We start from the raw sequence: 20,714 nt of genomic DNA, 5'->3' as shown, positions 1-20,714 counted from the left end.
TATTTAAACTCCTTGCGGCTTCTCGGGTCGCTCTTGCTCGTTCGCGTTCTCGACGTCCTCCACGGCCGTCGGCTGGAAGTCCTGCTCCTCTTCGCCCGGCTTGGTGATCCGGTCCATGCCGGTCTCCAGGTCAATGCCGGCGCGCTGGCGGTACTCCTCGACGAACGTCGTCAATTCCGGACCGCGCGGGCGGCGGCCCGCGATGATGTCGCACGCGGTGACCTTGGCCTGCTGGATCGAGGCGTTCGGCTCCAGGGTGACGCCGATCAGGTCGTTGGCGGAATCGCCCTTGACCTCGGCGCCGTCGCCGTAGTTGGCGAAGTGGAACGGAATGCCGATCTGGTGGAATTCCTTGCCGTTGACCTTGCGCGCCTTCATGCGCTCGGTGACCAGCACACGAGCTTCCATGGCGGAACGCGGCGACACGATGGTGGCCCAGCCGCCGTTTTCCAGTCCGCGCAATTTCGCCAGCTCCGGAGAGACCTCGACGAACTGCTCGGGCTGAAGCTCAGCCAGGTACGGCACCCAGCGGCTCTTGCCGCCGGCGCCGTGCTGTTCCGTGACGCGGTAAGTGGTGAAGGTGAACGGGTAGACGTCCGAGCCTTCCGTGCCCGCCGGCGGGGTCTGCAGGTTGTCGCTGCGGCTGAAGAGTCCACGGTTCGGGGAAGACTGCACCTCGTACAGCGGGTTCTCCACCCTAGACTCCTGCGCCTCATAGTGCGTCGGCAACGGGCCGTCGACGATCGCGTCCGGCGCGAACAACCAACCCTTGCCGTCGCCCTGCATGATGAACGCGTCATCACCGGACAGCGCAGCCACGCCCTTGAGGCTCGGCTCCGGACGGTAGTGCGGGCTCAAGGTCGCCGGGAAGTCGACGACGTCACCGGTGGACACCCACTTCTGGGAATCCTCGTCCCACCACACGTACTTCTTGCGCTGCGACCACGGGTTGCCCTCGCGGTCCGCAGAGGCGCGGTTGTACAGGACGCGGCGGTTCGCCGGCCAGATCCAACCCCAGTCCGGGGCGGGGTCCGTCGGGAATTTCGCGCGGTTTTTGTTGGCCGCGTGATTCTGTCCGCCGGCCATGACGCCGGAGTAGATCCAGCAGCCGCCCGAGGTGGAGCCGTCGGACTTCATGTCGGCGAACTTGTCCAGCGGCTCACCGGCGCGCGGGCCTTCGAGGTACTGGCCGTTGATCTCGAGCAGCACCTTCTCGGCGTCCGCGATCTCCGGATCGTCGCCCGTGGCGTAGTCCCACGTCATGTTCAGCAGCGCCTGGTCCCGCGGGTCGGTGGAACCGGCCTTGCGCTCGCGCAGACGGCGGCCCAGCTGGTAGAAGAAATCCAGCTCGGATTGGGAGTCTCCCGGCGGCTCTATGGCCTTCTCCCGGTATTGGAGCATGCGCTGGGTCTGCGTGAACGTTCCGTCCTTCTCCACGTGGGAGGCGGCCGGCATGAAGAAGACCTCGGTGCCGATGTCTTCGGCGGTGACTTCACCGGCGTCGTGCTCCGGCGATTCCTTCCAGAAGTTGGCGGACTCGATGATCGTCGTGTCGCGCACGACCAGCCATTTGAGGTTGCGGAAGGCTTTGCGGTGCAGTTTGCCGTTGATCGAGGAGACCGCCGGGTTCTGCCCGAAGATCATGTAGCCGTCGACCTTGCCGTCGGCCATGTCCATCGACGTCTGGTACGTGCCGTGTTTGCCGTTGATGCGCGGCAGCCACTCGTAGCCGTAGTCGTTGTCCTTCGTGGCGTTCTCACCGAAGTACGCCTTCAGCAGGCTGACGTTATACGCCGGCGCCATGGACCAGAAGCCCTTGGCCTCGACGGTGCCCGAAGCCTCGATCCACTTGTCGATGCTGGTGTGGTTGACCGCCGGCATCGGGATGTAGCCCGGCATCAGGTGGTACAGCGTCGGGATGTCCGTGGAGCCCTGGATGGAGGCATGCCCGCGCAGCGCCATGACGCCCGATCCCGGGCGACCGACGTTGCCCAGCAACAGCTGCAGCACCGCGGAGGCACGGATCACCTGGGGGCCCAGCGTGTGCTGGGTCCAGCCGAGCGCGTAGGCGAACACGGTGGTGCGTTCGCGGCCGGAGTTGGCCACGATCGCGTCCGCGAGATACGCGAACTCCTCCTGCGTGATGCCGCAGGCCTGCTCCACCATCTCCGGGGTATAGCGGGAATAGTGGCGCTTGAGGATCTGGAAGACCGACTGCGGGTCCTCCAGCGTCTCGTCGCGCTCGTAGTTCCACACGGAAGCTGACTCCGGAGCGTCCTTCGCGCGCTGGTACTGCCAGGTCGCGTCGTCGTAGGCTCCGGTTTCCTCGTTGTACCCCGAGAACAACCCGTTGAGGTCTTCTGGACCCCGGTAGCCCTCGTCCACCAGCGTCGCGGCGTTAGTGAAGGCCACGACATAGTCGCGGAAGTACAGGTCGTTGGACAGGACGTGGTTGATCAACGCACCGAGCAGGACGACGTCCGAACCGGCACGAATCGGGATGTGACGGTCAGAGACCGCCGAGGTACGCGTGAAACGTGGATCGACGTGGATCACCTTGGCGCCACGTTGCTTGGCTTCCGTCACCCACTGGAATCCCACCGGGTGGTTTTCAGCCATGTTTGACCCTTGAATGACAATGCAATCGGCATTTGCCATATCCTGCAGCGGCTGGGTCGCGCCACCGCGGCCGAACGAAGCTCCCAGACCGGGAACTGTGGCGGAGTGTCAAATACGGGCGACGTTTTCGATCTGTACCGCACCGAGGTTGGTGTACAACTTCTTGATGAGGTAGTTCTCTTCGTTGTCAAGCACCGCGCCACCAAGGCCGGCGAAGCCCATCGTGCGGTTGAGCTTACGTCCTTCCTCGTCGACGTCCTGCCAGCCCTTGTCGCGGGCTTCTAGGACACGGTCGGCGATCATGTCGATCGCCTCATCCAGCTCCAGCTCGGTCCACTCGGTGGCATAAGGCGCACGGTGGAGGACCTTGGTCTGGCGTCCGGCGGAGTTGATCAGCTGCTCGGAGGCGGAACCCTTCGGGCAAAGACGGCCACGGGAGATCGGGGAATCCGGATCGCCCTCGATTTGGACGACCTTGTCGTCCTTGACATAGACATTTTGAGCGCAACCAACCGCACAGTAAGGGCAGACGCTCTTGTAGACCTCAGCCCCCTCCGTTCGCGGAGTGAGCTCCTTGCTCTTTCGGGACTGGGTGCTCTCGTCTCGCCCGAACGGATCCCTCGCCCGGAGCTGTCGGAGAACTGGCCAATCCAGCTTTATTTTACGCGACATACAGCTCATAGTAGTCATGGAGATTAAAACAAGCCAGCCTATAAAAATTACCTTTGAACTGCGATTACACTATCCGACAAGAGGCAAATTAGAACATACCAACGTGGTCTAATTCTCTGCCGGGACGTCGCCGAGGTTGACGTCCGCACCATATGGTTGACTTTGGCAGTACCCATCGGGGTCGCGTCCCGCGCCCCGCGCCCCACCGCTGAAAGAAGGTGCCGGACGTGAACGTCCCAGAGCTCGACCAACAGTCCGGCGTCCCGCTCTACCGGCAGATCAAGGACATCCTGCGCGAAGAGATCGTCACCGGCGAGGCCGACCCGACGGAACCCATCACCGAGGCGTTGCTGCTGAAGCGTTTCGGCGTCAGCCGCGCACCGGTCCGGCAAGCCCTGGGGGAGCTCGCCGACGAGGGGTACGTTTACCGAAAGCAGGGGCGGGGGACGTTTCCCGCCACGTCGGCCCGCGTGGAGCGGCCGGCGGGGGTCCGAGCCGGAAACTTGCAGCGCTTCCTCAACGACAGAGGCCTGAACCCGACTTCGACGGTCACGCCCGCAGTCCGCGCCGAGGCGCCCAGTCGCGTGCGTACACGGTTGGGGCTGGACAAAAACACGGAACTACTGAACTTCACCAGGATCATCTCCGTCGACGGCGTGCCACTCGTGGTGGCGACCATGTACATGGACGCACCCGTGGACTTTCACCCCACCGATAAAGAGCTCGAGTCGTCCGGCTCGGCCTTCGAGCTGCTCGAACAAAGCCACGGCGTGAAGCTGGGACGCACCGAAAACGAGGTGTGGGCCACGACGGCGGACGACACGCAGGCCCGCCGCCTGAGCGTCGAACCCGGCGACGCCTTATTGGCCATCGCCACGACATTTTTTCTGGAGTCCGGTCAGGCCACCGGATGGCGCATCGCCTTCCACCGCGCGGAAGAGTTCACCTACCGCTTCTCCGAGACCTTCCGCTAGCGCCGCCATACCCTTTCAAACGTGTGACCAGTGCCAAAGTCGTTGACTTTGGCATAACAATATGTCATTCTGGTTGCACAACGTAAGGACGGTCACACCCCTTCCCCCACTGTGGGCCACGGCCCCTTTTCGGAAGAACGACGACCGCCCGCCCGCGTTGCCCAGTCGCCGGCGCCGACGTTCCCACGGTGCCCGATCCGACACGGACCCACCTCCCCCACTCAGTCGCATCCCCTGAGTGATCGTCCGCAGAAAGGCATGAGCCATGGCAGAGGCATCCCCAGCCACCGGCACCGTCAACACCGTCCTGGGCCCCGTCCCGGCAGAAGAGCTCGGCGTCGTCGCCGTACACGAATCCCTTCTCTCCGTGTACCCCGGCGCCGAATACGGCTACGACGTCACCATCGACAAGGCCGCGATCTTCGACACCCTCAAGCACAAGCTGACCGCCTTCAAAAACGCCGGCGGCGGCACCATCGTCGACTCCACCGGCATGTTCCACGGCCGCGACGTCTACCTCTACGAGTCACTGGCCAAGGCCACCGGCGTCCACGTCATCGCCTCCACCGGCCAGGGCCCGGAGGCCATGCTCGGCGGGTACTTCCTGACTCCGCAGACCAACCCGCCGACCCCGTGGCCGGCCGAAAAGTTCGCGAATCTTTTCACCGCGGAAGTCACCGAGGGCATGGTCGTGCCGCGCATCGAGCGCCGCGCCAGCGCCGGTCTGGTCACCACCGCCGGCACCCGTGCCGGGCTGACCGAGACCGATGAGTCGCTGTTCCGCGGCGCCGCCCGCGCCGCCGCGTCCACCGACACGGCCGCCTCCTTCCGCTACGGCGCCGACGCGGCCGCCGAGCTGGAAATCATCCTCTCCGAGGGCCTCGACCAGTCACGGGTTCTGATCGGCGGGCTCGACCGTCGACAGGCAGTCGACGCCGGATATCCCGACGCCGTCGCCGAGCGGGGCGCCTTCGTGGGAATCGACCACGTCGGCGTCAACGACGACGAGGAGCTGCTGCGTGACGACGAACGCGTGGCCCTGGTCCTGGAACTCGTCGCCGCCGGCCACGCCGACAAGATCATCCTGTCCTCGAACTCGACCGGCGTCGCCGTGGCCCACAAAGACAACGGCGTCGCGTACACCGCGGTCCTCGAGCAGTTCATCCCGGCGGCCACAGCCGCCGGCCTGTCCGATAAGGACGCCCGCCGCATCCTCGTCGACAACCCGCGCACCCTGCTGGCCGGAAAATAAAGGAGAACCACCATGCCCCACGTCAACACAGTCCTGGGACCGGTCGCTCCGGAAACCCTCGGCTACGTCGCCATCCACGAGCACATCGGGTACGGCATGCCCGGCTCCGAACTCGACACCAAGTGGTGGAAGGACCCGGTCGTCCGCTACGAGGAGACCGTGCCGAAGCTACAGAAATTCGCCGAGTACGGCGGACGCACCTTCGTCGACGCCACCGGCATCTGCAACGGCCGCGACATCGACTACTACAAGTCACTGTCCGCCAAGACCGGCGTGCACATCGTCGCCTGTACCGGCTTCGTCGGCGGCGACACCGCCCTGCCCTTCTTCGAACACGCCTCGGTGGACTACCTCTACCGCCAATTCATGCACGAAATCACCGTCGGCATCGGCGACACCGGCGCCAAAGCCGGCATCATCAAGGTCGGCGTCTCCCGCGGCGGCAAAATGACCGAGCTGGACAAGCGCATCTACCGCGCCGCGGCCCGCGCAGCCAAGGACACCGGCGTGCCGATCTTCACCCATCTGGCCATCGACCCGCAGCCGGCCGTCGAAGTCCTCACCGACGAAGGGCTCAGCCTGGACCGGGTGCTCTTCGGACACGTCGACGACGGCGTCAACGCCCCGAACACCCCCGACGAGTGGATCGTCGAACAGGGCGGGATCCTCGGCTTCGACACCTTCGGCTATGAAAAGCAGCTGCCGGACCCGCCGTTTTGGGCCCGCGACCGCGACGAGCGCATGGAGCACTTCATGAAGTGGGTCACCAAGGACGTCGACGCCGTGCTGGCTTCCGCCGACGCCAACTGCTCCCCGCTCGGCTGGCCGGGCGTCAAGGGCCACACCGTCAACTACATCTTCGAGGACCTGATCCCGGATCTGAAGGACAACGGAGTGGACGACGAGACCATCGAGCGCATTTTCGTCACCAACCCCGCCGCGTTCCTCACCCTCGATTCCTAAAGCACTTCCCCACCATCTGCCCCACCCCCACAAGAAAGAGGCAAGACCATGAAGAAGGAAGACATCCAGAACCTGAAGATCGGCGTCATCGGCGGCGGCTTCGCGGGTTCCACCGCGGGCCTGGCGCTGTCCCGGATCGGCGCAGACGTCAAGGTCTACGAGCAGGCCCCCAAGTCCGGTGAAGTCGGCGCAGGCATCGGTCTGCGCCCGGCGACCGTCAAGCTGTTCAAAAAGCTCGGCGTCTTCGAAGCCATCGAGAAAGTCACCTCCCCCTCCGACTATTTCGAGATCCTCGACGCGAAGGGCAACGTGCTCAACCGCGAAGTCTGGCCCCACCTCGAAGAAGGCGGCGAAAAGCACAACACCCGCATGATCCACCGCCGCGACTTCGTCGACGCCCTGCACTCCCAGCTGCCCGAAGGCGTGCTCCAGCTGGGCCACCGCGCCGAAGAGATCACGGACAACGGCGACTCCGTCACCGTAAAATTCACCGACGGCACTGAAGAAACCTTCGACGTCTTGGTCGGCGCCGACGGCATCAAGTCCAAGGTCCGCGCACTGTGGTCCGACTCCCAGCCCGTCCCTGCCTACGCCCACGCCTACCGGGCGGTCATCGACGGCTCCCTCGGCGAGGGTCTGCTCATCGACGACAACCTGCGCATGTACCTCGACACCGAGACGGGCGGCATGATCTACTTCCTGCCGCTGCGCCACCGCGGCGAGAACGGCCAGATCTCCTTCGACATCACCTTCCCGCACCCGGACACCACCTGGAACCCGAACGTCTCCCAGGAGGAGGTGCTGGAGATGTGCCGAAACTTCGACGAGCGGCTGCTCAAGATCATCGCCAAACTCGACTGGGCCACGGTCAACCAGCGCGCCGCCGCTGACCTGGACCCGCAGGAGCAGTGGAACACCGACGCCGTCGTCCTGATCGGCGACGCCGCCCACGCCATGCTGCACCACCAAGGCCAGGGCGCGAACTCCGCCGTCCTCGACGCCGGTGTGCTGGCCGACTGCCTCGTCTCCGAGGATTCTGTCCCGGCCGCACTGAACAAGTACACGGAACTGCGCAAGGAGCCGGTCCAGGAACTGCAGCGCATCTCGCGAGAGTCCTGGGACGCCGAGTCCGCCGGCAAGACCGCGTTCCCGGAGAAGGAGAAGATCGACTACTGACCGGGCCGGCGTAGCTGAGCGCCGCCGGCGGCGGTGTTCGCCTGTCCGTGCTCAGCCGACGGTGGTGATTGAATCGTCCACCGTGCCGGCGCGGCGGCGCTCCTCGAGGCGGCGCTTCTGCGGATCCACCACATATTTCGGGTCCCTCACCGAAGCGAGGCCCGCCTCCAACACTCCGAAACGGGTCAACGCGGAACCGGCGAGCAGTGCAGCGCCGGATAGCCCGGCAATTACCCGGCTGCGGCCACCGACCGCGGCGCCGACGCCGCCGGCGACTACGAGACGTTCCGCCCATTTCAGCAGCCTGCCGGGCTTACCGCTGCGGTAGGGCTCATTCGAGACCTCGTCCATGCGCGCGTCCTGGATCTTGGTGGCGGCGACGTCGCCGACCGCCCCGAGAACCGCGAAGCCGCGCGCGGGCCCGGTCTCTTCGACCGGGGTGGTGATCATGGCCAGTCCGCCGGACGCGGCGGCCGCCGAACTGACGAAGAGAAACGGCAGGTGGTCCTTGGCGGAGTTCCACGCGGGCACGGCGGTGTCACTGAAGAGGATCGCGGTGTAGACCGCCAGTGGTGCGCCCAGCACACCGGTGACCGCCCCGGCCGGGCTCGCCGCGAGCTTCAGGGTGTTGCGCAGCATGTCCGGAAGCGGGATCTTCCGGCCGGTCAGCTCATCGAGTTCCGCCGCCGCCGCGACGCCGGAGGTCGTGCCGAAGGCCGCCAGCAGCCAGGAACCCATGTTCATCGGCGAGGACGGTTTGAACACGCGGAACATGTTGAACAGCCGTTCCGGACGTCCGAGGTCGACGATCAGAGCCAACGAACCCGCCCCCGCCGTGCCGAGGGCCGCGAGGCGGCTGTTGCGGCGCAGCGTGGGCCGGCCGGTCAGCTGCGCGCCGAGGCCCAGGATGGCGGAGCCGCCGGCGGCGCCGCCGAGGAAAAGGTAGGCGGCGATCGGCCACTCCCACGGCGGTGCCTTGACCACGGGGCGGTTGTAATAAGTGTCGAACTCGACGTCCGGCACCATCTGCATCGGCTTGGAGCCGTCGTCCGCGCCGGCCCTGCGGCGACGTTTCCGTCCGGGCTTGCCCCTAGCGGAGAATCTGGGTGCGGTCACTTGCGGCCTCCCATCAGGAAGACGCCGACGGCGGCGCCGACCATGCCCAGCGCCGCGGCGCCGGCGGTCTTGACCATCCGGGGCAGATCCGCGGTGGGCACCCGCGGATCCGGCGGTAGCCCGTAGACCTCCGGTTCGTCGAGCAGCAGGAAGATCGAACCGGTGCCGCCGACGCCGTCGTTGTCGTTGGCGCCGTACAGTCGGGCCTCGGTCATGCCTTGGGCGTGCAGCTCAGCCACGCGTTCCTTGGCGGTGGCCAGCAGGTCGTCGTACTCGCCGTATTTGATGGAGGTGGTGGGGCATGCCTGCGCACACGCCGGGGTTTGGCCGTCTTTCATCCGGTCGTAGCACAGGGTGCACTTCTGGGCGACGCCCACATTGGTGGGTTCCCCCTCCCCCGCGGCGTGATGCCCGTCGTCGCGGCCATGGCTCTGTTTTTTCTCCACGCCACCGTCGGTGCGGCGTTCGATGACCCCGAACGGGCAACCCGCGACACACGTGCCACAACCGTTGCACACATCATCCTGCACGACCACGGTGCCGTGCTCGGTGCGGAACAACGCACCGGTCGGACACACGTCCAGACAACCGGCGTTCGTGCAGTGCTTGCACACGTCCGAAGACATCAACCACCGAAAATCCGGGGTATCCGGCGGCGTGGTGTCCACCGGCTTATCCTGCTCCGGCGAGCCGACGGACGGCATCCCCAACCCCACCAGTTGGCGCCCAGACTCGCGCGCCTTCTCGATTTGTTCGTCGTCCTGCTCGATGAAGGCGACGTGGCGCCAGGTGTCGGCGCCGAGGGCCTCAGTGTTGTCGTAGGAGGATTCGGAGAGTTCGTAGTCCGAGTCCACCGGGTTGTGGTTCCATTCCTTGCAGGCGACCTCGCAGGCCTTGCAACCGATGCAGATGGAGGTGTCCGTGAAAAAGCCCTTGCGGGGGTGCTCGTCGGCCCCGTACCGGAGCTCCTCGGGCGTCTCGATCAACGGGTTGATCGTCATCTATTCTTCCTTCCCGCCGTCGTCGTCGATGTCTTCCTCGTTGTCGTCCTTGACTGTCTGGGTGAAAGCGTCCTCCATGGTCAGCAGCTTATTGCCGGTTTCGGTGGTCAGACCCGCGCGCTCCTGATACTCCTTGACCAGCCTGGTCAGGGCCTCGCCGCGGGGACGGCGCCCCGGGATGATGGCGCAGGAACCGACCTTCGACTCCTGGATCTGGATGTTCGGATCCAAGGTCACGCCCAGCAGGTCGTTGGCCGCGTCCCCCTCGACGACGGCGTTGCCGCCGTTGGCCCAGTGGTACGGCAGGCCGATCTGATGGAAGGTCTCGCCGGCGATGGTCAGGGGTTTGACGCGTTCGGTGACCAGACACTTGACCTCGATGGCCGAGCGTGGCGAAATGATCGTCGCCCACCCATAGTCCTCTAGGCCGTGCTCGTCGGCGAGTTCCGGCGAGATCTCGCAGAACATCTCCGGCTGCAGTTCCGAGAGGTAGGGCAGCCAACGGCTCATTCCGCCGGCGGTGTGGTGCTCGGTCAACCGGTAGGTGGTGAAGATGTACGGATACACCTCCGCACCCGGCGCGCCTGCGCTGGGGGCGCTGAGGTTGTCCTCGCGCGGCAGCGTGATGCGGGCGGGACTGGCCTGCTGCTTGTACACCGGGTTGGCCACGGGGGATTCCTGCGGCTCGTAGTGGGTGGGCAGCGGGCCGTCGACGGTGCCGTTGGGAGCGTAGAGCCAGCCCTTGCCGTCGGACTGCATGATGAACGGATCGTTGCCGGAGAGGGCGGCGACGCCGACGTCGTTCTCCTCCGGGCGGTGGTCCGGGTGTAGGTTCGGCGGGAAGTCGACGTTGTCGGCGCTGATCCACTTGCCGTCTTCGTCGCTCCACCAGACGTATTTCTTGCGTTCGCTCCAGGGCTTGCCCTGTGGGTCGGCCGAGGCGCGGTTGTAGAGGATGCGACGGTTGGCGGGCCACGCCCAGCCCCATTCGAGGGCGACGTCGTTTTGTTCCCGGCCGGGTGTGCGTCGGGCCGCCTGGTTGACGCCGTCGGCGTACACGCCGGTGTAGATCCAGCAGCCTCCGGCCGTGGAGCCGTCGGCCTTCATCTCGCCGTAGGCGGACAGCGGCTGGCCGGCCTTGTCGCCGGTGACGTGGTAGCCGTTGATCTCGGCCAGCACGGCCTCCGCGTCTGGGTCGCCGTGCTCGTCGGTCGGGTAGTCCCAGGTAATGGCCTGGAGCGGGAGGTCGCGGGGGTCGGTGGAGTCGGCGACCTTTTCGCGGAGCCGATTGCCGAGCTTGTGGAAGAACTCGAGTTCGCTGGTGGCTTGTCCCGGCGGTTGGACGGCCTGGTGGCGCCACTGCAGCATGCGTTGGGTCTGGGTGAAGGTGCCGGCCTTTTCGACGTGGTTGGCCGCCGGCATGAAGAAGACTTCGGTGTCGATCTCCTCGGTGACCAGTTCGCCGGTCTCGATTTCGGGGCCGTCCTTCCAGAAGGTGGCGGTTTCAATTTGTTGGAAGTCGCGGACCACCAGCCACTTCAGGTGCGACAGGCCCATGCGTTGGAACTTGCCGTTGGCGGATCCGACCGCGGGGTTCTGTCCGAAGACGAAGTAGCCGTCTACTTCGCCGCGCATCATTCCTTCCACGGTGTGATAGGTGTCGTGGTGGCCGGTGATCTTCGGGATGAAGTTGAATCCCCAGTCGTTGTCCTCGGTGGCGTAGTCGCCGTACCAGGCCTTGAGCAGGCTGACCATGTAGTCGGGGGCGTTGTGCCAGAAGCCCTTCTGGTCGATCGACCGGACATTGTCCAGATACTTGTCGAGGCTCTGGGCGTCCACGCTGGGCATCGGCAGGTAACCCGGCAGCAGGTCATAGAGCGTCGGAATGTCGGTCGAGCCCTGGATGGAGGCGTGTCCGCGCAGCGCCATGACGCCACCGCCCGGGCGGCCGATGTTGCCCAGCAGCAGTTGCAGGATGGACGCGGTGCGGATGAACTGCGCGCCGAGGGTGTGTTGAGTCCAGCCGAGGGCGTAGGCGAAGCACGTGGTGCGTTCGCGGCCGGAGTTCTCGGTGATGGTTCGGGCCAGGTAGTCGAAGTCCTCGCGGGAGATGCCGCACGTCTCCTCCACCATCTCCGGGGTGTAGCGGGAGTAGTGGCGCTTGAGGATCTGGAAAACGGTCCTAGGGTGCTCGAGGGTGGAGTCGAGGTCGTAGCGCCAGGAGCCGATCGTCGGTCCGCCGGCGCCGGCGACCTCGGCGCGGCCGCGTTTGGACTGTTCGTCACCGGAACGTCCTTCCTCGCCTTCGCTCTCCATCTGCTCGCCCGAGCGGTGCTGGTAGGCCCAGGAGTCCATCTCGTACTGGCCGGTCTCGGGGTTGTAGCCGGAGAAGAGCCCTTCGAGGTCTTCGGTGTCGCGGAACTTCTCGTTCACGATGATGGGCGCGTTGGTGTAGTTCAGGACGTAGTCCTTGAACCACAGGTCATTGTCGAGCACGTAGTTGATCAGGGCGCCGAGCAGCGCCACGTCGCTGCCCGCTCGCAGGGCGATGTGCCGGTCGGCCACGGCAGAGGTGCGGGTGAACCGCGGGTCGACGTGGATGACCTTGGCGCCGCGCGCCTTGGCCTCGGTGACCCACTGATAACCGACGGGGTGGTTTTCGGCCATGTTGGAGCCCTGGATGACGATGCAGTCAGAGTTCGCCATGTCCTGCAGCGGCTGGGTCGCGCCGCCGCGTCCAAACGAGGTCCCCAGACCGGGAACGGTGGCGGAGTGTCAAATTCTGGCCTGGTTTTCGAGCTGCACCGCGCCAGCGGCGGTGAACAGCTTCTTGATCAGGTAGTTCTCTTCGTTGTCGAGGGTGGCGCCGCCCAGGCCGGCGAAGCCGAGGGTGCGGTTGAGGGGGCGCCCCTGCTCGTCAGTGTCCTCCCAGTGGTTGGCACGCGCCTCGAGGACGCGGTCGGCGATCATGTCGATCGCCTGATCCAGGTCCAGCTTCTGCCACTCGGTGGACTTGGGTGCCCGATAGAGGACGTCGGTGACGCGGCGGGAAGAGTTGACCAGCTGCTCGCTAGCGGCCCCCTTGGGACAGAGCCGCCCGCGGGAGATGGGCGAATCGGGATCGCCTTCGATCTGGACGACCTTCTCGTCCTTGACGAAGACGCGTTGACCGCAGCCGACCGCGCAATAAGGGCACACGCTTTGTACGACGCGATCGGCGTCCGTGGTGCGGGCGGAGAGGTTCTTGGACTTGCGGGACTGAGTGGTCTCGCCGCGCCCGAACACATCGCCCGAGCGGAGCTGCCGGAACACCGGCCAACCGAGGACACGCTTAGTGGACATGCCCCCACGGTAACCATCCTCCGCCGGTCCCGCCACGTGCAGGGGCGCATAGGAGACACACTGCCGAATCGTTGACCGGAGACCTCACCCGCACCGTTGACTTTGGCATGACATTATGCCAATCTGGGGCCAGGGTGTAACCCAGGTCATATCCCGGAAGGGGGACCCGCACCCCGACGCCCACCACGACTGCCCCGTTCGGGTGACCGCGCCGACCCTGGCGCCCATACTGGGCCACGTGGCCGCTGTCCCGGCGCCATCGTGTCAGACACCTCGAGCAAAGGACCCACTATGACTGCCCAACCCCTGCACCCGGAAATCCAGAAGATCGTCGAGCAGATCCCGCCGGCGTCGACCACCCCGCCGGACCCGGCCGCCCTGCGTGCCGGTGAAGCCGAGCAGGTCAAGCCGGTCGACGAGCGCGAACCCATGCTCGGACTCGTCGAGGACGTCACCGCCGTCACCCCGGTCGGCGAGGTTCCGGTACGCATCTACGCGGACGACGCCGACGCCCAGGAATACGGGCTGATCGTCTACTTCCACGGCGGCGCCTTCTTCTCCGGGTCGCTGGACACCCACGACCACGTCGCCCGCTCCCTGGCCAAAGAAACCGGCGCCAAGGTCATCTCCGTGGGATACTCGCTCGCGCCCGAGGCCGAATTCCCGGTCGCCATCAATGAGTGCTTCGGGGTCGTACGCTGGGCCGTGGAGCACGCCGACGACCTGAAGTGGGACCACCGGACCCTCGCCCTGGCCGGCGACTCCTCGGGCGCCAACTTCGTCGCCGCCGTGACCTTCCTCGCCCACGACGCGGAGTTCACCCGCATCACCCACCAGATCCTCTACTATCCGTCCGTGGACCTCGACTTCGACCAGGACCGTTGGCCGTCGCTCAAGGACAATGCCGAGGGCTACGGGCTGGAGTACAACGGCCTGGCCCCGTTCAACTCCTTCTACCTGGACAACGGCGCCGACCCGGCGGACCCGCTGGTCTCCCCGATTAAGCGCCCCGACCTGTCCGGCCTCCCGGCCGCCTTGGTGGTCACCGCCGGCTACGACCCGCTGCGCGATGAAGGCGTCGCCTACGCGGACAAACTCGCCGAGCACGGCGTGGACGTCACCCACCTGCCCTACGACAACGCCAACCACGGGTTCGTGGTCAACTTCAGCTGGATTCCGGAGTTTTACGACGTGTTCCGGCAGACCGCCGAGTTCCTGAAGAAGTAACCGCACCTCTCACACCAACCACCCCAGGGTCGCACCCGCTTCCGGATTTCCGGGTGCGGCCCTTTTTCCTACCCGAAAACTCCCCTCCGATACAGAGCCGAGCCTTAAGGCTGCACTGTGTGACCCGAAAGAGGCCACCATGTCGACACGCTCCACCATCACCCCGCCCACGGACTCCCGGAAGTCGGGCTCCACCGGTTTCTGGACCTACGAAAACAAACTCGTCACGGTGTTCTTCTTCGCCGTCGGCCTAGTCTTCTTCGACCGCTTGATCATCAACTTCCTCATGCCCTTCATCCAGGAAGACCTGGGCCTGACCAACGCCCAGGTGGGGCAGCTCGCCGGCGCCGCAGCCTTGACCTGGTCAATCGCCTCCATCGTCGGCGGGCGCATCTCCGACCGGGTCAAAAGCAAACGCTTCTACCTCGTCGCCCTCCTCGTCGCTTTCTCCGTTGTGTCGTTCACCCAAGGCTTCGTGGGCACCTTCGTGCACCTGATCATCCTGCGCCTGATGATGGGCCTGTTCGAGGGCCCCACCATTCCCGTCACGCAGTCGGTGTTGGCGATGGAGTCATCCCCGCATCGCCGCGGGTTCAACCTCGGCTTCACCATGAACACCGCCAACGGCCTGTTCGGCGGCGTGCTCGCCCCGATCGTCATCGTCGCCCTGGCCAATATCTTTGACTGGCGTACGGCTTTCTTCTTCACCATCGTCCCGGGCTTGCTCATGGCCTTCGTCATCTGGAAAGTCATGCGCGAACCCCGAGCCACCACTGTGGAAGCCGCCGAATACGGCGCCCCCGACCACGAGGGCGGCCTGCGCGAGGTCCTGCGCAACCGCAACGTGTGGCTCTCCATCGTCATGTTCTCCGGTTTTATGGTGTATCTGATCTCCCTGCAGGTCTTCGGCCCGCTCTATATCACGGGCGTCCACGGGTGGACCGTCAGTTCCATGAGCCTCATCCTCGCGGCCTTCGGCGTCGGCACCGCCGTGTGGGGCTTCGTCGTCCCGCTGATCTCCGACAAGATCGGTCGTAAGCCCACCGCCGTTTTCTTCGGCCTCATGTCTGCCCTCGCGCCGCTGGCCATAGTTTTCGTCGAGGAACCCGGACTGATGGGCGCAGCGGTCTTCGTTTTCGCGGCCGGCATGGGAGTCGGCGGTCTGGCGATGTCCGTCATCCCGGCGGAATCCGTCCGCCCGGCCGTCGCCGGCCTCGCGGTGGGGCTGCCCGTGGGCGTCGGCGAGTTCATCGGTGGCTTCCTCAACCCGGTGATCACCGGCGCCGTCGCTGACCAATACGGCCTGGCCTCCGCCCTGTTCATCTCCTCAGGCGGCGCACTGGTCGCCACCTTCTTCGCCCTGTTCCTCAAGGAATCGGCGCCGAGCAAAGTCAGCGACTCCACTGCTGCCGCCAGGCAGTCCTCGTAGATCAGTAGATGTGCACCAGATCATAGACGTCCAGTGAATCGAAGAAGACCTCCGCGTCCCCGGGTGGAAGCCGGACACAGCCGTGGGAGTCTCCGTTCGGGTCCCCTTCATGGAAGGCGTGGCCGGAATTGGTGAAGTACACCGCGTAAGGCATGGGCTCCATGTCGTAGATGTAAGAAACCTCGTCCTTGACCTTCCTGGTCACGTGGAACTCGGACCGCGGGGTCTCATAACCCGGGCCGCCCTGGCCGATCGGCACGGCGCCATAAGTGACCTCGCCGTTTTCCTGCAACCAGGCGCGCTCACCGTCGAGGTCGACGCAGGCGCGGGCGACGGGCGGGCACTCCCCATAGTCGAAGGGCGCCGGTTCGATGACTTCAGGAACCGGCTCGGGGGCCGGCTCAGGAACAGGGTCGGGCGCGGTTTCTAGGGCGAGATCGGACGAGGGCGCCGAAGATTCTGCGGGGACGCCGGATTCTCCGCTGAATCCGACGGTGGCGCCGATGGCCAGGCCCGCCACCGCGACAGTGGACACGACGCCTGCCACCCAGGGGCGGAAACCTCGGCGCGGGCGGGAAGGGGAATTGTCTGCAGTCACGCCGCTCAGTGTAGGCAGTCCCCTCAGCACTGTCTATGGCCGCAAGTTATGCGCGGCCGTGCAGGCGCCGGTACCCGTCGAGCGTCGTGAAGAAAGGCGACGGTTCCAGCGTCGGGTCTCCCTCGTACCCCAGTGCTTCGGCGATGGCTTCAAACGGCGAGTAATGCGAGTCGGTGTCTGCGATTCCCTGTTCGAAGGCCTGCTGCGCGACAGTGCGGATGCGCTCTTCGATCTCGAGGGATTCCCGGATCGCCTTCTCCGCGGTCTCCTTCTCCAGGATCACCGGGTACGGCGTCCCCTGGCTGGTGCGGTAAGGGTGTCCCATGTACATGTTGTCGGGGGCGAGCTCGAGAATCGTCTCCAGGGACGCCCGGTAGGCGTCCGGGTCCTCGTAGCCGGGGAAGCCGTTGGCGGCGCCGTGGACTTGGACGGCGTCACCGACGAAGACGTCGTTTTGCCCGTCGACGACGTAGGCGACCGAGCCCATGGAATGTCCCGGCGTGTGGACGACGCTGACGGTGACGCCACCGCCCAGGTCAAGGGTCTCACCTCCGGAGACCACCACGTCTGCGGCCATTTCCCCGGAGATCGCCCGCTCAGCCATCTCGGTCTGCCGGGCCTCGGCCTCTGGGTCGTCAATGTAGTCGGCGCGCAGCGCCAGATAGTTGTCCACGTGCGCCCGGCGCGCCTGCAGGTACTTCAGGTCGGCTTCATGGATGACGACCTTGGCCGTGCGTCCGGTCATCTCCCAGAGAGCGTGCGCGCCGCCGAGGTGGTCGATGTGTCCGTGGGTGAGCAGGATCCACTGGACGTCCTGCACGCGCCTGCCCAATTTCTCCAGTTCGGGGGCGATGCCGTCTACGGGGGTGCCGGCGATGCCGGTGTCGATGACCGCCGGTTGTTCGGCGTCGATGAAGAAGGTGTAGAGACTGAAGCGTCCCCAGGGGGCGATGAGCGGGGTGATGTCGACGGTCATGCGGTGCTCCTTATGTCGTTGCGACGGTCAGCCGGGGCGTAAGTCTCAGCCTAATCCTCTTGCCCCGTACACTTTGTCATAATAATATAACTAGTAGCGGTGTGGCGAGCTCCACACCCCGACGGCCCACCGATCAACGTCATACCGACACAGAAGGGATGGCCCATGACCGCCTCCTACCCGGGATTTCCCGCCGAGTCCGTCTCCACCATCACCACCGGCGCCACAGACATCCACGTCCGCAAGAACCTCCGCGTGCCGATGCGCGACGGAGTCAACCTCGCCGCCGACGCCTACCACAAGCCCGATGACGCCCCGCGCCCCGCGCTCATCGCCCTGTCTCCCTACGGCAAAGAACTACAGGCCTACTCCCTGAAGATGCCGGGCCAGTACCGGCCGTCCGTGACCTGGGACGGCTGCATCGAAGCCGGTGACATCGCCCGCGTCGTCGAGGAAGACTACGTCCACGTCATCGGCGACCTGCGCGGGTCCGGTTATTCCGAGGGCACCCACAGCGGCAACTACAACGCCGGCGGCGTGCCCCTTGGCGAAGACGCCTACGATTTCATCCAGTGGGTCGCGGAACAGCCGTGGTGCGACGGCAACGTCGGCATGATCGGCACCTCTTATTTCGGGTCCATGTCCGTGCTGGCCGCGGCGGAGAACCCGCCGGCGCTGAAGGCGATCTTCGTCAACGGCGGCCACTACGACTTCTACGAGACCACCTATCACGGCGGGGTGATGTGGCTGATGCCGCGCGCTGCCCGGGAAGGCCGCGGCGGTGACTCCGGCTGGGCCTTCACTGACCGGGTGACCTCCCGTGTGCTCGACGAGCACACCCCCGAAGAAGTGCAGAAAATGGTCGAGGAACGGCTGCGGGACCCGGACGTCGCCGGCTGGCCCAACATGTTCCACACCCTCATGTACCCGAAGCACCACGAAGCCTGGTTCGACATCGTCCTCAACGACCTCGACGGCGAGTGGTACCAAGAGCGCAACCCGAACGAATTGGCGCACCAGATCGAAATTCCCTCCTATTTTCAGATCGCCCAGGGGCGCGGCTGGACCATGGACGGCACCATCGAGATGTTCGACAAGGTCTCCGGGGTGAAGAAGCTGGACATCCTGGCGTACCCGCCGATGAATTCGCGTCCCTTCGTCGACGCCCACGACGAAATGTTCCGCTGGTACGACTACTGGCTCAAGGGCGTCGACAACGGCGTCATGGAGGAACCGGCCGTCACCGTCCACGTCGAGGGGTCCCACCATACCGAGACCGGCGACTCCTTCCCCACCAAGGACACCGAGCACCGTCCCCTGTACCTGCGCCCCCGCCACATCCTCTCCGACCGCCCAGAACCGCTGAGCGCGGACTACGCGGAGCCGGAGGCGTTCACGCAATTGCCGATGACGCTGACCAACGACACCGCGAAGCTTTCCTGGGCCACCCCGGCATTCACGGAACCGGCCGAGATGCAGGGCGTCGGCGCCGCCCACATCTTCGCCGCGATCGACCAGGACGACACCAACTTCATCCTGAGGTTCTTCGACCAGGGCCCCACCGGACAACGCCAGCTGATCACGACCGGCTACCTCAAGGCGAGCCAGAACGAACTGTCGCCGGAATCCACCGAGGGAAACCCCGTTCACCCGCACACCTCGAAGACCCCCGTGACTCCGGGCGAGATCAACGAATACGTCATCCGCGTCTACCCCTTCGCGGCGACTTTCATGCCGGGACACAAACTCGTCGTGGAGCTGTCCAACAACGAGCCGATGGCCGACGAACACAACGCGCTGCTGCCGCCGGACGCGTTCCACCTGCCGATCGGGCGCAGAACCACGACCACGGTCTACCGCGACGCCGAGCACCCGTCGCGGCTGCTGTTGCCATACGTGAAGTGACCGGTCACCGCGTCGGGCGCGGCTGCCCTTCCGCGTAGCCCGCGGCGGACTGCACCCCGACGACCGCCCGGTCCTGGAACTCGGCGATGGAGGCGGCGCCCGCGTAGGTGAACGACGAACGCACCCCCGACACGATCGAGTCGATGAGGTCCTCCACTCCCCCGCGTCCGGGCTCCAGGAAGATCCGCGCCGAGGAGATGCCCTCCTCGAACATTTCGCGGCGCGCCTTCTCGAAGGTCTCGGTCGCCGCGTTGCGGTTTTCCACCGCGCGGCGCGAGGCCATGCCGAAGGACTCCTTGTATTCGCGTCCGTCCGGATCCTTCAGCAGGTCCCCGGGAGACTCGTAGGTGCCGGCGAACCAGGAGCCGACCATGACGTTCGACGCCCCCGCCGCCAGCGCCAGGGCCACGTCGCGCGGATGCCGTACCCCGCCGTCCGCCCACACGTGGGCGCCGAGCTCCCGGGCCGCGGCGGCGCACTCGAGCACCGCGGAAAACTGCGGACGCCCCACCCCGGTCTGCATCCGGGTGGTACACATCGCGCCCGGGCCCACGCCCACCTTGACGACGTCTGCGCCCGCCTCCACCAGGTCGCGTACGCCGGCGGCGGTGACGACGTTGCCCGCGACGACCGGCGCCGGCGGATCCAGGGCGCGGACCCGTCGGACCGCGTCCAGCGCCGAGGTCTGATGCCCGTGGGCGGTGTCGACGACGAGGACGTCGGCGCCGGCGTCGACGAGCGCACGGACACGCCCCTCCACGTCGCCGGTCACGCCGATCGCCGCCCCGACGCGCAAGCGCCGGTCGGCGTCGACGGCCGGTTCGTAGAGGCTGGCGCGCAGAGCGCCTTGACGGGTGAGCACGCCCAGCAGGGCGCCGTCGGCGGACACGACCGGGGCCAGCTTGCGTGAGGCCTCCGTCAGGCGTCGAAAAGCCTCCTGCGGGTCGATCCCGTCCGGCAGGGTCAACAAGGACGTCGACATCAGGGCGCCGACCTGCGCGAAGTTATCCGCCCCACGCAGGTCTTTCTCGGTAAGGACGCCGACCGGTTCATTCGTCGCCGGGTCCACCACGATCGCCGCCCCGTGCGCGCGCTTGGGCAGCAGGTGCCGGGCATAGCCGGCGGTGTGGTGGGGCTTGACGGTGATCGGCGTGTCGTAGAGCACGTGGGAGGCCTTGACCTTGCCGATCGTCTCCGCGACGATGTCGGCGGGCACGTCCTGCGGCAGGATGACGAGCCCGCCCCGGCGTGCGACCGTCTCCGCCATGCGTCGGCCCGCCACGGCGGTCATGTTCGAGACCACGAGCGGGATGGTGGCGCCGGCGCCGTCGGGGGTGGACAGGTCCACCGACATCCGGGAGCCCACCTCGGACAAGGACGGCGCCATGAACACGTCGTCGTACGTCAGCTCGTGCTGGGGTTGTCTATCGTTGAGGAAGCGCATGCCGCCCAGGATAGGGACGT

The 20,714-nt window shown here is 65.9% G+C and carries 14 protein-coding genes; 7 read left to right on the top strand and 7 right to left on the bottom strand.

The window, feature by feature from the left end; genetic code table 11:
* Positions 1-3 precede the first annotated feature (3 nt).
* Positions 4-3,291 carry a formate dehydrogenase-N subunit alpha gene (gene fdnG, locus B841_RS05105; protein WP_245561064.1) on the bottom strand — a complete coding sequence of 1,096 codons (3,288 nt, stop codon included), beginning with the start codon at positions 3,289-3,291 and terminating at the stop codon, positions 4-6.
* 227 nt (positions 3,292-3,518) lie between these two features.
* Between fdnG and B841_RS05095 the strand changes: the two genes are divergently transcribed.
* From B841_RS05095 to B841_RS05080, 4 genes are all read left to right on the top strand, one after another.
* A complete protein-coding gene (locus tag B841_RS05095) occupies positions 3,519-4,265 on the top strand; it encodes a GntR family transcriptional regulator (RefSeq protein WP_020934416.1) in 747 nt (248 codons plus the stop codon).
* A gap of 265 nt (positions 4,266-4,530) precedes the next feature.
* Positions 4,531-5,517: a phosphotriesterase family protein gene (locus B841_RS05090; RefSeq protein WP_020934415.1), complete on the top strand. Its 987-nt coding sequence runs from the start codon at positions 4,531-4,533 to the stop codon at positions 5,515-5,517.
* 12 nt (positions 5,518-5,529) lie between these two features.
* Positions 5,530-6,480, top strand: coding sequence for a phosphotriesterase family protein (locus tag B841_RS05085; RefSeq protein ID WP_020934414.1), 951 nt, complete (start codon positions 5,530-5,532; stop codon positions 6,478-6,480).
* A gap of 48 nt (positions 6,481-6,528) precedes the next feature.
* Positions 6,529-7,656 carry an FAD-dependent oxidoreductase gene (locus B841_RS05080; protein WP_020934413.1) on the top strand — a complete coding sequence of 376 codons (1,128 nt, stop codon included), beginning with the start codon at positions 6,529-6,531 and terminating at the stop codon, positions 7,654-7,656.
* Between the two features lie 51 nt (positions 7,657-7,707).
* Here the strand turns inward: B841_RS05080 and nrfD are convergent, their stop codons facing one another.
* Genes nrfD through fdh form a run of 3 tightly spaced genes read right to left on the bottom strand, consistent with a single transcriptional unit; the run spans position 7,708 to position 13,115 of the window.
* Positions 7,708-8,772 (bottom strand): NrfD/PsrC family molybdoenzyme membrane anchor subunit, encoded by a 1,065-nt coding sequence (gene nrfD, locus B841_RS05075; protein WP_041631758.1) that lies wholly within the window; start codon positions 8,770-8,772, stop codon positions 7,708-7,710.
* Complete coding sequence (locus B841_RS05070; RefSeq protein ID WP_020934411.1) at positions 8,769-9,773, bottom strand: 4Fe-4S dicluster domain-containing protein; 1,005 nt, start codon at positions 9,771-9,773, stop codon at positions 8,769-8,771. The genes nrfD and B841_RS05070 overlap by 4 nt, the downstream gene beginning before the upstream one ends.
* Positions 9,774-13,115: a formate dehydrogenase gene (gene fdh / locus B841_RS05065; RefSeq protein WP_245561063.1), complete on the bottom strand. Its 3,342-nt coding sequence runs from the start codon at positions 13,113-13,115 to the stop codon at positions 9,774-9,776. It abuts the gene before it with no gap.
* Between the two features lie 291 nt (positions 13,116-13,406).
* On the opposite strand from fdh, the gene B841_RS05055 reads away from it, so the two are divergent.
* Both B841_RS05055 and B841_RS05050 read left to right on the top strand, forming a co-directional pair.
* Entirely contained in the window at positions 13,407-14,342 is a 936-nt protein-coding gene (locus B841_RS05055; RefSeq protein ID WP_020934408.1) for an alpha/beta hydrolase, read from the top strand.
* Positions 14,343-14,481: 139 nt separating this feature from the next.
* Positions 14,482-15,771, top strand: a complete 1,290-nt coding sequence (locus B841_RS05050; protein WP_020934407.1) for an MFS transporter — start codon at positions 14,482-14,484, stop codon at positions 15,769-15,771.
* A 1-nt stretch (position 15,772) separates the two neighbouring features.
* Here the strand turns inward: B841_RS05050 and B841_RS05045 are convergent, their stop codons facing one another.
* Together B841_RS05045 and B841_RS05040 are read right to left on the bottom strand one after the other, a co-directional pair.
* Complete coding sequence (locus tag B841_RS05045; RefSeq protein WP_245561062.1) at positions 15,773-16,369, bottom strand: L,D-transpeptidase; 597 nt, start codon at positions 16,367-16,369, stop codon at positions 15,773-15,775.
* A 46-nt stretch (positions 16,370-16,415) separates the two neighbouring features.
* A complete protein-coding gene (locus B841_RS05040) occupies positions 16,416-17,345 on the bottom strand; it encodes an MBL fold metallo-hydrolase (RefSeq protein ID WP_020934405.1) in 930 nt (309 codons plus the stop codon).
* Between the two features lie 165 nt (positions 17,346-17,510).
* On the opposite strand from B841_RS05040, the gene B841_RS05035 reads away from it, so the two are divergent.
* A complete protein-coding gene (locus tag B841_RS05035; RefSeq protein WP_020934404.1) occupies positions 17,511-19,250 on the top strand; it encodes a CocE/NonD family hydrolase in 1,740 nt (579 codons plus the stop codon).
* Between the two features lie 4 nt (positions 19,251-19,254).
* On the opposite strand, the gene B841_RS05030 is transcribed toward B841_RS05035, so the two are convergent.
* Positions 19,255-20,694 (bottom strand): GuaB1 family IMP dehydrogenase-related protein, encoded by a 1,440-nt coding sequence (locus tag B841_RS05030; protein ID WP_020934403.1) that lies wholly within the window; start codon positions 20,692-20,694, stop codon positions 19,255-19,257.
* Positions 20,695-20,714: the final 20 nt, after the last annotated feature.

Origin of the sequence: Corynebacterium maris DSM 45190 (genome assembly GCF_000442645.1) — a bacterium.
GTDB lineage: Bacteria > Actinomycetota > Actinomycetes > Mycobacteriales > Mycobacteriaceae > Corynebacterium > Corynebacterium maris.
The sequence above is the reverse complement of the archived record's forward strand: the minus strand, read 5'-3'. Positions and strand labels throughout refer to the sequence as shown.